This window comes from Methylobacterium sp. 77, assembly GCF_000372825.1.
In the GTDB taxonomy this organism is placed as follows: Bacteria; Pseudomonadota; Alphaproteobacteria; order Rhizobiales; family Beijerinckiaceae; genus Methylobacterium.
In genome coordinates this window covers 697,127-710,252 of record NZ_KB910516.1, presented here as the reverse complement: position 1 = coordinate 710,252, position 13,126 = coordinate 697,127, and the positions used below count along the sequence as shown (strand labels likewise).

The 13,126-nt window shown below is 70.0% G+C and carries 13 protein-coding genes; 6 read left to right on the top strand and 7 right to left on the bottom strand.

Annotated features, from left to right (window positions below; translation table 11 throughout):
• The first annotated feature begins 124 nt into the window (after nt 1-124).
• Both A3OK_RS0103290 and rsmD read left to right on the top strand, forming a co-directional pair.
• Nucleotides 125-2,389 carry a pseudouridine synthase gene (locus A3OK_RS0103290; RefSeq protein WP_155911931.1) on the top strand — a complete coding sequence of 755 codons (2,265 nt, stop codon included), beginning with the start codon at nt 125-127 and terminating at the stop codon, nt 2,387-2,389.
• Complete coding sequence (gene rsmD / locus A3OK_RS0103285) at nt 2,386-2,982, top strand: 16S rRNA (guanine(966)-N(2))-methyltransferase RsmD (RefSeq protein WP_019903506.1); 597 nt, start codon at nt 2,386-2,388, stop codon at nt 2,980-2,982. Before A3OK_RS0103290 ends, rsmD begins: the two co-directional genes overlap by 4 nt.
• A gap of 67 nt (nt 2,983-3,049) precedes the next feature.
• Here rsmD and mutL read toward each other — a convergent pair whose 3' ends face one another.
• The 3 genes from mutL to A3OK_RS0103270 are packed head-to-tail and all read right to left on the bottom strand — an operon-like array spanning nt 3,050 to nt 6,341.
• Entirely contained in the window at nt 3,050-5,017 is a 1,968-nt protein-coding gene (mutL, locus tag A3OK_RS0103280; protein ID WP_026596885.1) for a DNA mismatch repair endonuclease MutL, read from the bottom strand.
• A 53-nt stretch (nt 5,018-5,070) separates the two neighbouring features.
• Nucleotides 5,071-5,895, bottom strand: coding sequence for a hypothetical protein (locus A3OK_RS0103275; RefSeq protein WP_019903504.1), 825 nt, complete (start codon nt 5,893-5,895; stop codon nt 5,071-5,073).
• A complete protein-coding gene (locus A3OK_RS0103270) occupies nt 5,892-6,341 on the bottom strand; it encodes an ABA4-like family protein (RefSeq protein WP_019903503.1) in 450 nt (149 codons plus the stop codon). The genes A3OK_RS0103275 and A3OK_RS0103270 overlap by 4 nt, the downstream gene beginning before the upstream one ends.
• 39 nt (nt 6,342-6,380) lie before the next feature.
• Between A3OK_RS0103270 and A3OK_RS0103265 the strand changes: the two genes are divergently transcribed.
• Nucleotides 6,381-7,019 carry a TetR/AcrR family transcriptional regulator gene (locus A3OK_RS0103265; RefSeq protein WP_019903502.1) on the top strand — a complete coding sequence of 213 codons (639 nt, stop codon included), beginning with the start codon at nt 6,381-6,383 and terminating at the stop codon, nt 7,017-7,019.
• A 117-nt stretch (nt 7,020-7,136) separates the two neighbouring features.
• Here the strand turns inward: A3OK_RS0103265 and A3OK_RS0103260 are convergent, their stop codons facing one another.
• The 4 genes from A3OK_RS0103260 to uraD all read right to left on the bottom strand — a co-directional run bounded on the left by A3OK_RS0103260 (nt 7,137) and on the right by uraD (nt 9,989).
• Complete coding sequence (locus tag A3OK_RS0103260) at nt 7,137-8,153, bottom strand: KpsF/GutQ family sugar-phosphate isomerase (protein ID WP_019903501.1); 1,017 nt, start codon at nt 8,151-8,153, stop codon at nt 7,137-7,139.
• Nucleotides 8,154-8,270: 117 nt separating this feature from the next.
• Nucleotides 8,271-8,546, bottom strand: a complete 276-nt coding sequence (locus tag A3OK_RS0103255; RefSeq protein WP_019903500.1) for a hypothetical protein — start codon at nt 8,544-8,546, stop codon at nt 8,271-8,273.
• 62 nt (nt 8,547-8,608) lie between these two features.
• Nucleotides 8,609-8,830, bottom strand: coding sequence for a hypothetical protein (locus A3OK_RS23860; protein ID WP_155911930.1), 222 nt, complete (start codon nt 8,828-8,830; stop codon nt 8,609-8,611).
• Between the two features lie 262 nt (nt 8,831-9,092).
• The gene (uraD, locus tag A3OK_RS0103250; protein ID WP_019903499.1) at nt 9,093-9,989 is read right to left on the bottom strand and encodes a 2-oxo-4-hydroxy-4-carboxy-5-ureidoimidazoline decarboxylase; all 897 of its coding nucleotides are present in this window, start codon (nt 9,987-9,989) and stop codon (nt 9,093-9,095) included.
• A 309-nt stretch (nt 9,990-10,298) separates the two neighbouring features.
• Here uraD and A3OK_RS0103245 point away from each other — a divergent pair, with 309 nt between their 5' ends.
• Genes A3OK_RS0103245 through A3OK_RS23235 form a run of 3 tightly spaced genes read left to right on the top strand, consistent with a single transcriptional unit; the run spans nt 10,299 to nt 13,029 of the window.
• Nucleotides 10,299-11,618, top strand: a complete 1,320-nt coding sequence (locus tag A3OK_RS0103245) for a nucleobase:cation symporter-2 family protein (protein ID WP_036302517.1) — start codon at nt 10,299-10,301, stop codon at nt 11,616-11,618.
• A 22-nt stretch (nt 11,619-11,640) separates the two neighbouring features.
• The gene (pucL, locus tag A3OK_RS0103240) at nt 11,641-12,483 is read left to right on the top strand and encodes a factor-independent urate hydroxylase (RefSeq protein ID WP_026596882.1); all 843 of its coding nucleotides are present in this window, start codon (nt 11,641-11,643) and stop codon (nt 12,481-12,483) included.
• Nucleotides 12,484-12,534: 51 nt separating this feature from the next.
• The gene (locus A3OK_RS23235) at nt 12,535-13,029 is read left to right on the top strand and encodes a hypothetical protein (RefSeq protein WP_019903496.1); all 495 of its coding nucleotides are present in this window, start codon (nt 12,535-12,537) and stop codon (nt 13,027-13,029) included.
• The last annotated feature ends 97 nt before the right edge of the window (nt 13,030-13,126 follow it).

Here is a 13,126-nt window from a genome sequence, read left to right as displayed (position 1 = left end):
GATCGAGAAGGCGGCCGCGAGGCCGCCTTTTCCGTGTGCGGTTGCAAGGCGCCCTTGCGCGAGAGGAAGACCGCACTAAGCGCAAGTGCTCGCAACCTTGCTTCCGCTCTGTTATGGGGCTCGGATGAGCGACAAGACAGACGAACAGACGGGCGGGTCCGAGGACGCGCCCAAGACCGACAACGTTTCCAACGAAGCGTGGTCCCCGGCCACCGATGCAGGCGTGCCCGGCCCCTCGGCCGAGGAGCAGCCGAAGCCGCGCCGGGCCGCGCCCGCCAGGGGCGGCGACGCCCCGTTGCGCCGCAAGGCGGCGTTGCCGAGGCCGCCGGCCAAGGAGGCGGCGAGCCCTAGCGCCGCCGATTCCGACGATGACGCGGTGCACGAGGGCGACCGCATCGCCAAGGCGATCGCGCGGGCCGGCATCGCGTCCCGCCGCGACGTCGAGGTCATGATCGCCGAAGGGCGCGTGACCCTCAACGGCAAGGTGCTGACCTCTCCGGCGATCAACGTGACGCCCGAGGACGAGATCACCGTCGATGGCGAGCCCCTGCCCGCCCGCGAGCGGACCCGGCTGTGGATCTTCCACAAGCCGCGCGGCCTCGTGACGACGGCCCGCGACCCGGAGGGGCGCCAGACCGTCTTCGAAGCCCTGCCCGAAGATCTGCCGCGCGTGGTGGCCATCGGCCGCCTCGACATCAACACCGAAGGCCTGCTGCTGCTCACCAACGATGGCGGCCTCGCCAAGGTGATCGCGCATCCCGATACCGGGTGGCTTCGACGCTACCGCGTCCGTGCGCATGGCGACACGACCCAGGCCGAGCTCGACAAGCTGCGCAAGGGCGTGACCATCGACGGCATGGATTACGGTCCGGTCGATGCGGTCCTCGACCGGGCGTCGGGCGACAACCTCTGGCTGACGCTGGGCCTGCGCGAGGGCAAGAACCGCGAGGTCAAGCGCATCCTCGAACATCTGGGTCTGGCCGTGAACCGGCTGATCCGCCTGTCCTTCGGCCCGTTCCAGCTCGGTGATCTCGAGGTCGGGTTGGTCGAGGAGATCCGTACCAAGGTGCTCAAGGAGCAGCTCGGCCCGGCCCTCTCCGATCAGGCCGGCGTCGATTTCACCAGCCCGAACCGCGAGCCCATCGCCCCGTTCGGCTCGCCGAAGGTGACCCAGCAACAGGCGAAGCAGCCTGCTCGCAGCGCCTCGGCGGCCGCTGCCAGAAGCGCGGGACGCAGCTATGACGACGCGCCGCGCGGTGGCGAGCGTGGGGGCGACCGCGACCGTGGCGGTGACCGGCCCATGCGCAAGCCCGCAGAGCCGGCACGGGTGCCCACCGGCGGCAACAGCGCCGGTCCCCGCCGCTCGGTCTGGCGTGCCGAAGAGGCCGCGCCGCAGGAGGACGGTCCGCGCCGGGTCAAGATCCCGCGCCGCGGCGCCGATCCGAAGGCCGAGCGTGAAACCGCTGCCGCTCGCGGACGCGAGCGCGTCGGTGCGATCAACACCGGTGAACGCCGCGTCCTGGTGGAGCGCCTGAAGGCGAGCCCGCAGGAGCCGGCTCCCGAGCCTCATCGTCGCGACCGGGGTGCCCGCCGTGACGAAATGGGCGCAGCCGAGCGTCCGGTTCGGACGTTGCGCCAATCCGATGCCAAGGCGGCCCGCCGCGAGGACGCCGATGCTCGGCCGCCTCAGCGCCGCTTCGACAACGATTCCCGGCCTCCGCGCAGGGACGACGCTCCGCGCGGCGGATTCGGCCGGTCGGACGGCGCCGAACGACGTGGCCCGCCACGCGGCGGTGACGAGCGGCCACGCAGCTTCAAGCCGCGTGAGGCCGGCCCCCGCGATGGCGGCGGCTTCAACGATCGCGCGGAACGGCCGTCCTTCAACCGTGGAGAGCCGCGCGGCGAGAGGCCATCGGGATTCCGCGGCGACAAGCCCGGCGGTTTTCGCGGTAATGACGATCGTCCCGGCGGCTTCCGCCCCGGTGGCGGCAAGCCGGGCGGGTTCAAGCCGGGCGGTTTCAAGGGCGAGGGCTCCAGGGGAGACGGTTTCCGGGGCCGTGCCGACGATCGCTCGGGGGGCGATCGCGACATCGGCGCCGAGCGCTCGGGAGCGGATCGCGGTGGTTTCCGTGCCGGTGGCAAGCCCGGCGGGTTCGGCAAGCCCGGCGCATCCGGCAAGCCCGGCGGATTCGGTAAACCGGGCGGTTTCAACAAGCCCGGTGGATCCGGCAAGCCCGCCGGCGCGGGCAGACCCGGTGGCTTCAAAGCCGGTGGCTCGTCCCGTCCCGGCGGTTCGGGCAAGCCCGGCGGCTTCGGAAACCGTAGCGGCGGCGCGGGTGGTAAGCCCGGCGGCGGTGGCGGACGTCCGCCCCGCGGCGGCTCCCGGTGAGGATCGTCGGCGGCGACCTGCGTGGACGCCGCCTCGCCACCCCGAAATCGGATGCGATCCGGCCGACGTCGGATCGCCTGCGCGAGGCGCTCTTCAACGTCCTCGCCCATGCCTATGACGATGCGGTCGCCGACGCGCGGGTGCTCGATCTCTTCGCCGGGACCGGGGCGCTGAGCTTCGAGGCGCTGTCCCGCGGGGCGAGTTACGCCCTCCTCGTGGACGAAGGCGCGGAAGCGCGCGGGCTGATCCGCGAGAACATCGATACGCTCGGCTGCGCCGGAAAGACCCGCCTGTTCCGTCGCGATGCGACCAAGCTCGGGCCGGCCGGCACCAGCGGCAGCTTCACCCTCGTCTTCTGCGACCCTCCCTATGGCCGCGACCTCGCGCCCGCTTCCCTGGCCTCGGCGGCTCGGGGTGGCTGGCTCGAGCCCGGGGCGCTCGTGGTGGTGGAAGAGGCGTCGAGCGTGCAGATCGCTCTGCCTGAAGGTTTCGCCGAGATCGAGCGCAGGGACTATGGCGAGACCAGCGTGACGATCTCGCGCTATGCGGGCCGCGCCGCGTCCGCAAACCCTGACGGTGCCATCCGGGCCTGAAGCCTTCAGTTCCGGTCTTCCGTGTTCGGAATCCGAACGGTGGCGATTTCGTCCCGGACCGCGAAAATCACCGCCGCCCGAACAACCGCTCGATATCGGTGAGCTTCAACTCCACGAAGGTCGGCCGTCCATGGTTGCAGGTGCCGGCGAACGGGGTCGCCTCCATCTCGCGGAGCAGCGCGTTCATTTCCTCTGGACGCAGGCGGCGCCCGGCGCGGATCGAGCCGTGGCAGCTCATGCGCGAGAGGATCGCGTCGAGGCGTCGCCCGAGCGGTCCGCCCTCGGTGCCGTCCGCGCTCCCGTCTTCCAGGCCGCTATCGTCGAGCGCGTCGAGGATGTCCTCGAGGAGGCGGCGGGTCGACGCATCGGCCAGGGCGACCGGGACCTCACGAACGAGAACCGCGCCGGTGCCGAAGGGCTCGAGGGTGAGGCCGAGCCGGTCGAGATCCGGGGCGGCGGCGATCAGGCGCTCGGCGTCCTGCGGCGCCATCTCCACCACGTCGGGGATCAGGAGGCCCTGTCGGGCGATGCCCCCGGCGGCTCGCTCGCGCTTCAACCGTTCGTAGACGAGGCGCTCATGCGCCGCGTGCTGATCGACGAGAACGATCCCATCCCTGGTCTGGGCGACGATGTAGGTCTCGTGGAGCTGGGCACGGGCGGCGCCCAGGGGATGGTCGCCCAAGGGATGATCGCCAAGGGGCGGCTCGATCTCCGACGGGCGGATATCGGCACCGGGCGGAGCGAACTCGCCCGACAGCCGCGCTTGGCGCGCTTCCTCGAACACGGCATCGGATCGATCGAAAGCCGCTTGACCGGCCTCTGACAGACCTTCGGCGGCCTCGAAACGCCGTGCCTGCGCGTATCCGGCGGGGGCACCGAAGGAGGGAAGCCCCGGCTGGAGCGGCGCCCTCCCCGACCAGGCGCCCCGGCCGGAATGCGCCGTCATCGCCGGTCGCATCACGGGCGAGGGATGGCTCGGGCGTAGGGCATCGAGGGTCCGTGCGGCGCCCGTGCTGGCGCTGCGCGCGCCGGCCTGCCGAAGGGTCTCGTGGATGGCACTGACGATGAGCGCGCGCACGAGGCCGGGCTCTCGGAACCGCACCTCGGTCTTGGCGGGATGCACGTTGACATCGACGCGGGCGGGATCGCAGGTGATGGCGAGGCCGAGCACCGGATGCCGGTCCGAGCTCATCGCGTCGGCATAGGCGCCGCGCACCGCCCCGAGGAGCAGGCGATCCCTCACCGGCCGCCCGTTGACGGTGAAGTGGATCTGGTTGCCCGCTCCGCGATGGTAGCTCGGCAGGCCGATATGGCCGGACAGGGCGAAGCCTTCCCGCGCCATGTCGAGCGCGGCCGAACTGGCACCGAAATCCGGCCCCAGCACCGCCGTGAGCCGGCGCAGGGTGGCGTCCTCGCCGGTCTCGGCGGACAACACGAGCGGATTGCCGCTCTCGGAGCGGAGAGAAAAGCGGATGCCGGGTTGCGCGACCGCGAGGCGGCGCAGCCCATCGGCGATGGCCGATGCCTCGGCGCGGTCGGATTTGAGGAATTTCAGCCGTGCCGGTGTCGCCGAGAACAGGTCGGTGACCTCGATCCGCGTGCCGCGCGGGCTCGGGGCCGGGCGGACCTCGCCCTTGATGCCGGCATCGACCACCAGGGTCGATCCGGTCTCGGCATCGGCCGTTCGACTGGTGAGGGAGAGGCGCGCCACCGCGCCGATGGAGGGCAGAGCCTCGCCGCGAAAGCCCAGGGAATCAATGCGGGTGAGGTCGCCGCCGGGGAGTTTCGAAGTGGCGTGACGCTCCACCGCCAGGGCGAGATCGTCAGCGCTCATGCCGGCGCCGTCATCCACCACCCGGATCAGCCGGCGGCCGCCCGCCTCGATCGTCACCTCGATGCTGGAGGCGCCCGCATCGATGGCGTTCTCGACGAGCTCCTTCACGGCGGAGGCCGGACGCTCCACGACCTCGCCTGCGGCGATGCGGTCCACGAGGATCGGGTCGAGGCGACGGACGGGGCGGAGCACGGGTGGCATTTCCGCCAACATAAGCGAGCGCGCCACGCCCTCAAAGCGGGTCGCGCCCGTCATCAACCGATTGGAAAGGCGATTCCGGAGGCGGCCTGGACCCATGCACCGATCGTCAGGCCGACGAGAAGCGATGCCGCTATTGCCACGAGCAGAACCCGCCTGCGTAGATTGAGGGCAATGATACCGGCGGCGGCGAGCGGGATGATCTGTTCGCCATGCATGCCGAGGAAATGAGCGATCCTGAGATCTCCGCCGGACCGGTTCCAGCCGAGCAGCGGCAGCCCGGCACCGATCTGCCCGACGGAGTGGCCGTGATGGACGCTGATGGCGATGCCGGTGGCCGCGCCGAGGATCACCGTCATCGCGAGGCCGAGCACTACGGCGAGGCGCAGTCCCGGCTCCAGCCCCCGGACCGGTCGGAACGCGATCTCGATCGCGAGGGGAATCTTGGCAGCCAGCAGGGTCAGGGCCATGATTCCCATGCCGGCGTAGAGGATCGCGTGGACGGCGTCGCCGTCGTTGAAATGCGAGCCTTGTCCGAGGGCAGCCTGCAGGGTGATGTAGCCGAGTTCGAAACTGGCCGCGCCGGTCAGCATGAGGCGCCCGATCCGCAGGGGGCGGCCATCGCGGCGCTTCGGGCGGACATAGCCGGTGAACCAGGCGAAGGTCAGGGCGTAGACGCCGACCGAGAGGAAGAACTTCGCAGGCTTGGCCCAGACGGTGATGCCGCCGATCGACCGCTCGTCGACGAGAGGCAGGGTGAGAGTGATGGCGGCCGTCAGCAGGCAGGCGAGGCCGAAGGCGGTGAGGCGCGGATCGGCCGCGCGAAGCCGTGCGAGAACCGTGGACGGAGACATCTTTACCGTGATGGAGGGGGCGATCACGATCTGTCCTCCAGGGTGAGCGTGCCGGTGCTGGAGCCGATGACGAGGGCGAGAAGCAATCCCGCCGGCCCGACGAGGAAGGTGAGGACGAGGCAGGGCAGGATGAGCAGCGGCGAGCGCCCTGCCACGGTGCCCGTGCGGGCAATCCAGGTGCCGACGAACAGATCGAAGGCGAGGTAGTGGATCCAGCCGGCGGTCAGTGCGTGGTCGTTGGCGAACAGGGAGCGCACGGCCGCGATGGAGTCGAAACCACCCGTCGCTCCCCCGGCAAGCCCCGCCGCCAAGGCACCGATATAGGCCACGGCGAGGAACGCCGGGACGACGAGGCCGGTGCCGATCCACGTCGTGCGACGAAGCGAAGGAACGAACAGGGCGACCGCCATGGCGCTCCAGGCGACGAGGGCGAGGCCGTTGCAGAGCGAGAACAGGCCGGCTGCGGAGATCATACCTTGTCCGGCTTCATCTTTACATCGTATAGATCGACCATGACGAGAAATCTTTACAGCGTCAAGAAGCCCGAGGCTTCACCGGCGGGCAAGGCTGCCGCCTACCATCACGGCGACCTCCGTGCCGCCCTGATCCAGGCGGCGACCGCGATTCTGAAGGAACGTGGGATCGACGGTTTCTCGCTGCGCGAGGCGGCGCGGCGCGCCGGCGTCTCGCCCGCGGCCCCGCAGCATCATTTCGGCGATGCGCGCGGGCTCCTGACCGCCGTGGCGACGGAGGGCTTCCGGCTGTTGGGTGAGGCGCTGGCCCGGGCCGACTCGGCCGCTGCGGACCGGGACGGGCGAATCCGCGGTCAGGGCCGGGCCTATGTCGCCTTCGCCCTCGACCATCCCGCCGAATTCGACACGATGTGGCGCTGCGCCCGGATCGACACGAGCAACGCGGCCTACGGGGCGGCGGCCGGCCAGGCCTTCGGGCTGCTCAGGGCGGCGGTGGCCGGCATCCCGTTCGAGGGGGGACAGGTGCCGACCGCTTCGGATCCGAAGGCCATCGCCTGCTGGTCCCTGGTCCACGGGTTGGCACGGCTTGCTCTCGATGGAGCGTTGGGGCCGGGCGAGGCGGCTCGCGGCGCGATCGATGCGATGCTGGAACCGGTCCTCGACTGCCTGACAGTGTGAGGAGCCGGTCAACCCGGCCTGACTTGTCGCCCTGGCGAGGCCGAGAGTGGGAGTCGCACCAGCGGCTCCGCGAATGAGGGACGCCGCTCGTCGAGCGGATCGCGTCTACGGTTCCGGTCAGGCGACTCCGGCCCGCAGGAGGTCGTGGTAGTGGACGAGGCCGACCGGGCATTCGTTCTCGACCACGATCAACGAGGTGATCTTCATCGATTCCTGGATCTCCAGGGCCTTGGCGAGAAGGGTCTCGGGGTTCACCGTGCGCGGCCTGACGCTCATCAGGGCCTCGACGGCGAGGCTGTCGAGATCGGCCCTGAACACGTTTCGGCGCAGGTCGCCGTCGGTGAGGATGCCGGCGAGGCGGCCGTCCTCCTCCACCACCACCACCGATCCGAAGCCCTTGGCATCGATCTCGGCGATGGCCGCGCGCATGGCCGTGCCGCGCCGGACCACCGGCAACTGGGCGCCCGCATGCATCACCTCGCGGACCTGCCGGAGGGAGGCTCCCAGGCGTCCGCCGGGATGATAGATGCCGAATTCGCGGGCGGAGAATCCGCGCGCCTCGAGCAGGGCGATGGCGAGGGCGTCACCGAGCGCGAGCTGCATCGCCGTCGAGGTGGTGGGCGCGAGCCCGTTGGGGCAGGCTTCGCGGGCTTTGGGCAGGGTCAGGCAGATGTCGGCCTCGCGCCCGAGGGTCGAGCCGGCATTGGCCGTGATGGCGATGAGACCGACCCGGTAGCGCCGCGCATAGCCGATGATGTTGGCGAGTTCCGTGGTCTCGCCCGACCAGGACAGGGCGACGACGACATCCTCCGGCTGGATCATGCCGAGATCGCCATGGCTCGCTTCCGCCGGGTGGACATAGAGGGCCGGGGTGCCGGTGGAGGCCATCGTCGCCGCGATCTTGCGGCCGACATGACCCGATTTCCCCATGCCGGTGAGGATGACGCGGCCCTTGGCACCGGAGATGCGGTCGACGGCATCCGAGAAGGGCGTGCCGAGACCGTTGCCGATGGCCTCCATGAGGCAGCGCAGGCCCTCGCACTCGGTCCCGATGGTGCGCAGGGCCGAGGCGATGGCGGGCGCATGCTCGGAATCTGGCTGAGAGATCCGCTTCTCCGCTCCAGCACCGCCCATCCGTGATCCCCACATCGCCCGCGGCGCGCGCGCCGCCGTTCCACGCCGCCTATGCAATCCGAATGTGGTCGGATGGGGGCTTGGGGCCGCAGGGGCGGCGCGCCATCGACGGGAGGGTCAGGGACGTGGCGGTGCCGTGTGCATGGGCTTGTCCCGGCCCTGCATCTGCGGTTCCTCGGCAGGGATGCCTCCGGCGCCGGGCGGCACCGGCACGGCATCGCCGCTCCTGATGGCCTCGGCCTCGTTGCGAGGGCCGGCGATGCCCTCCGTTCCGCCGGGCGCGGTCGCGGCATCGCGGCCCGACGGCGCGCCGTAGCTCTGCGCAAGAGCAACTGCCGCTGTTCCCGTGACCAGCAGTGCGGAGAGCGTGACGACGGTCGAGAGACGGATCATGGCAGTGCCTCGGCTTTGGAAAGGATTGCGTAGGAGCGGCGAGCCAAGCGGGGAGTGACTGGTCAGCGTTTCCGCCGGTGCATCCGATGATGCCGGTGCCGGTAGAGGACGCTCCGTCCGCGCACGCCTCCCGGTGCCGTCACTCGCGTTTGGCCGCCCGGCGCGACGAGGGTGCCCTGGGCGCGCACCGGCGCCGTTGTCGACGTGAGCCCCGCAGCGAGGATCCCGACGAAGACCACGCTCGAACAGAGCCGCACGAGGGCGAGATTCCTGTGAGGTTTCAAACTCGTATCGTCCCGCCCGTTCGAGGTCGCGCTTCCCGCGTTCGATGAGGCAAGGCACGTGCCGATCCTGGCGACATCGTCGGCGGAACTGGCCGGATCGGAGGCCAGTAGGATTGCAGCGGCACGCCGATCCGAAGGCGCCGGCCATACGCGGGCTCGTCCGGGGCTTCGATCCGCGCGTCCGATCGCACGGGAATCGGCTCCGATGGCGGCGAGGCGCCTTTCCGGATGCGGGTAACGACGGATTGGCTGAACGGAAGTCTCAGCTCCCGCGATAGGTCTGGTAGCTCCACGGGCTGGCGACCAGCGGCACGTGATAATGGCCCTCCGGATCGCTCACCCCGAAACGCAGGGTCACGATATCGAGGAAGGGCGGTTCCGGAAGTCCGGGTTGGGTCCGCCGGAAATGGTCGCCGATACGGAAGCGCAATTCGTAGGCGGCGATCGGCACCGGCCGGCCTCCGATGAGAGGCGCGTCGGTGCGTCCGTCGGCATTCGTGATCGCGGTGGCGACCAGGGCCGCCCTGTCGTCGGAGACCCATTCGTACAGGGACACCGCGACCCCGGCCGCCGGCCGTCCGGACGCGGTGTCGAGGACATGGGTGGAGAGACGTCCCGTCGTATGCAGGGCGCCCTCCCCCTCGACCAGGGCATCGAGGCGGATCGCGGCGATGCGGAAGACTTCTTCCTCCGCCGTCGCCCGCTCTATCTCGGGCATCGAGGCCACGCGCCGCTCGAACGTGCCGAGGAGCGAGGCGCGGCCGTGCCGCTTGATGCACAGGATAAAAGGGAAGCCGAATTTCTCGCGATAGGCGGCGTTCAGGGCCTCGAACCGCGCGTATTCGGCATCCGACAGCCGGTCGAGCCCGGCCGAGGCCTGTTCCGCGATGGAATCCGGGGCGATGGCGCCGGAGCGGGCGGCGCGTCCGGCAAGCTCGGGATGCCCGGTGAGAAGCGCGATCCGGTCGCTGTCGGAGGCCGCTTCGACCGCCTCCCGCATCGCGGCGAAGAGGTCCGTCACATTGGCATAGGGGCGCCGTCTGGCCGCGGCTTCGGCTACCCAGGGTGCGTGCTCGAAGATCGCGCCGAGCGCCGACACGAAATCCGGAAGCGGTGCCGCGTTGAGGCTGGCAAGGTCGAGGGCGGCGGGATGGGTCATGGCGTCCCTCGCTGATGGGTCATGTCGCTGCGCCGGCTCGCCCGCTGCTCCGAAGGTCTCCTCGTAGCAGGCAACGGGCCAGGGCCGGCAATCCCGCCGGATGTCGGCACGACATCGGTGACGGAATCCGATGTCTCCGTTCGGTCCGCTGGCACAGCGCTTGCGGATCACGGGCCGAGTGGAGAGGCCGCGCGCCGGCAGAGCGGCGGGGCCATGCCGGGAGCTGTGGCCTTGATCGAAAGCTCTCCCTCCGACGCCACCCGCACCACCTCCCCCGACGCGCGGGCGGACGCGAAAAGTCCCGCGTCGGTGGCGCCGGCCGCATTGCTCTTCCTCGGCCTCCAGCACGTCCTCGTCATGTATGCCGGCGCCGTGGCGGTGCCGCTCATCGTCGGGCGGGCGCTGGGTCTGGCGCCGGAGCAGGTCGCCCTCCTCGTCAGCGCCGACCTCTTCGCCTGCGGTCTCGCCACCCTGGTCCAGTCCTGGGGCCTGCCCGGAATCGGCATCCGCATGCCGGTGATGATGGGCGTCACCTTCGCGGCGGTGACGCCGATGGTCGCCATGGGGACCAATCCCGAACTCGGCCTCGCCGGCATCTACGGGGCGGTGATCGTCTCCGGCCTGTTCGCGTTCCTCGCCGGCCCCCTCGTCGGCAGGTTGCTGCCGCTGTTTCCCCCCGTCGTCACCGGCACGGTGATCCTCGTCATCGGCATCTCGCTGATGCGGGTCGGCGTGAACTGGGCCGGCGGCGGCGTCGGCAACCCGCAATACGGTGCGCCGCTCTTCCTCGGGATCGCCCTCTTCGTCCTCGTCGTGATCCTCCTGCTCACGCGTTACGCCAGGGGCTTCGTCGCCTCCGCCTCGGTGCTCATCGGCATCGTCACCGGCATGCTGGCCGCCGGCCTGTTCGGCCTGGTCGACCTCACCCGCGTCGGCACCGCACCCTGGTTCGACATCGTGCGGCCCTTCGCCTTCGGCTGGCCGAAATTCGACCTCGTGGCGAGCCTGACCCTCTGCCTCGTGATGGTGGTGGTGATGATCGAATCCACAGGCATGTTCCTGGCGCTGGCCGAGATCACCGACGACCCGGTCGACGAGGAGCGTCTCGGTCGCGGCCTGCGCGCGGACGGCCTCGGGACGCTGCTCGGCGGTGTGTTCAACACCTTCCCCTACAGCTCGTTCTCGCAGAATATCGGCCTCGTCGGGGTCACCGGCGTGCGCTCGCGCTACGTGGCGGTGGTGGGCGGCTTCATCATGCTCGGCCTCGGCCTGATCCCGAAGCTCGCGGCCCTCGTGGAGGCGGTGCCGCAATGCGTCCTGGGTGGCGCCGGGCTGGTGATGTTCGGCATGGTGGCGGCCACCGGGGCCCGCATCCTCGGTTCGGTGGATTTTGCGCGCAACCGCAACAACCTCTTCATCGTCGCCGTGTCGGTGGGGTTCGGCCTGATCCCGCTCGTCGCCCCGAACTTCTTCAAGCAGATGCCGCATGCGCTGCATCCGCTGCTCGAATCCGGCATTCTGCTCGCGGCCCTCGCGGCAGTGGTGCTCAACCTGTTCTTCAACGGCCTCGACGACGCGGCTTCGGCGCGATCCGAGGCGACCCGCATCGCCCATGCGGCCGAAGCCTGAGCCGAACGAGAAGGAACCGACCATGGCCCTGACGGCGTCGACCTACGGCAAGGGACGGGTGCGGGTGATGCGGCTGGGGCGCGACGGCGACCACCATACCCCGCGCGAACTCGACCTGAAGGTGCTGATGAAGGGCGCTTTCGACCGCGCCTGGACGGAGGGCGACAACCGGGCCTGCGTCGCCACCGACAGCGTCAAGAACATCGTCAACGTGACCGCCGCCAGGAATCTCTCGGCGGAGAAGGAAGCCTTCGTCGGCGCCGTGGCGTCCGTCTTCCTCGACACCTATCCCCAGGTCGAGGAGGTCGTGATCGAGGCGCGTGAGACGCGGTGGCTGCGCCATGCCTTCGCCGGCGAACCGCACGGCCACACCTTCACCCTCGACGGCAACGGTGTCGGCTTCGTCAAGCTCACCGCGAACCGCGCCGGATCGGTGCTGAAATCGGGCCTGCGCGGCTACACGTTGATGAAGACGACCCAATCCGGCTGGGCCGATTTCGTCGACGACCATTTTCGCACGCTGGCCGACACCACCGACCGCATCGCCGCCACCAGCATGGATGCGACCTGGACCTGGACGGGAATTCCAGCGGATTACGCCACCGCCAATGCCCTCGTGCTGGCGATCCTGATCGAGGTGTTCGGCACCACCTACAGCCACGGCGTCCAGGACAGCATGTACCGGATGGGCGAAGCGGTGCTCGCCGCGATCCCGGAGATCGCCGAGATCGCCTTCGCCATGCCCAACAAGCACTACATCCCGATCAACCTCGCGCCCTTCGGCCTCGACAACCCGAACGCGGTGTTCCTGCCCACCGACGAGCCGCATGGACAGATCGAGGCGACGATCGGGCGGGAGGGGTAGCGCGACGCACACTCTGGCGGGGCTGGCCGCTCGTCGACGAGGTTTGTCCGCATGCAGCGCGTGATCATTATGGGGCCGCCGGGAAGCGGGAAATCGACCCTGGCGAGACGCCTCGGCGCCGCCCATCGCCTGCCCGTCTTTCACCTCGATCAGGCCTATTTCCGTCCGGGCTGGGAGCCCATGCCGCCGGAAGAGTTCCGCGCCGAGGTGGAGCGTCTCGCGACCCTCCCGCGCTGGATCATCGATGGGAACTACACCGACACCATCGGGCCGCGCTTCGAGGCGGCGGACACCCTGGTCTATCTCGATCTGGCCGCTTGGCTGACGATGGCGCGGGTGATCCGCCGCCTGGTGGCGAGCTTCGGCCGGGTCCGGCCAGATGCGGCACGCGGATGCCCGGAACGGCTCGATATCGAGTTCCTGCGCTACGTCTGGACCTGGAACCGCAAGAGGCGGGCCCGGAACCTCGCCCTGATCGAGCGGTTCCCCGGCAAGGTCGTCATCCTGGCGAGCCGTGCGGAGCAGCGCCGGTTCGAAGGGGCATGAGCCTCCACCGATGGGCGCTCGCGGATGCGAGGGACGGCTGTCATCGCCGGCCCGCTCTCGCTAGAGTCCTTGCCGACATCGCAGGAAACCCGCGCCC

Excerpts from the sequence above, each read along its gene's own strand:
- mutL (WP_026596885.1), bottom strand. The coding sequence starts at position 5,017 with ATGCCACCCGTGCTCCGCCCCGTCCGTCGCCTCGACCCGATCCTCGTG.
- pucL (WP_026596882.1), top strand. The coding sequence starts at position 11,641 with ATGGCCCTGACGGCGTCGACCTACGGCAAGGGACGGGTGCGGGTGATG.
- A3OK_RS23235 (WP_019903496.1), top strand. The coding sequence starts at position 12,535 with ATGCAGCGCGTGATCATTATGGGGCCGCCGGGAAGCGGGAAATCGACC.
- A3OK_RS0103270 (WP_019903503.1), bottom strand. The coding sequence starts at position 6,341 with ATGATCTCCGCAGCCGGCCTGTTCTCGCTCTGCAACGGCCTCGCCCTC.
- A3OK_RS0103265 (WP_019903502.1), top strand. The coding sequence starts at position 6,381 with ATGACGAGAAATCTTTACAGCGTCAAGAAGCCCGAGGCTTCACCGGCG.
- A3OK_RS0103290 (WP_155911931.1), top strand. The coding sequence starts at position 125 with ATGAGCGACAAGACAGACGAACAGACGGGCGGGTCCGAGGACGCGCCC.
- uraD (WP_019903499.1), bottom strand. The coding sequence starts at position 9,989 with ATGACCCATCCCGCCGCCCTCGACCTTGCCAGCCTCAACGCGGCACCG.
- A3OK_RS0103255 (WP_019903500.1), bottom strand. The coding sequence starts at position 8,546 with ATGATCCGTCTCTCGACCGTCGTCACGCTCTCCGCACTGCTGGTCACG.
- A3OK_RS0103260 (WP_019903501.1), bottom strand. The coding sequence starts at position 8,153 with ATGGGCGGTGCTGGAGCGGAGAAGCGGATCTCTCAGCCAGATTCCGAG.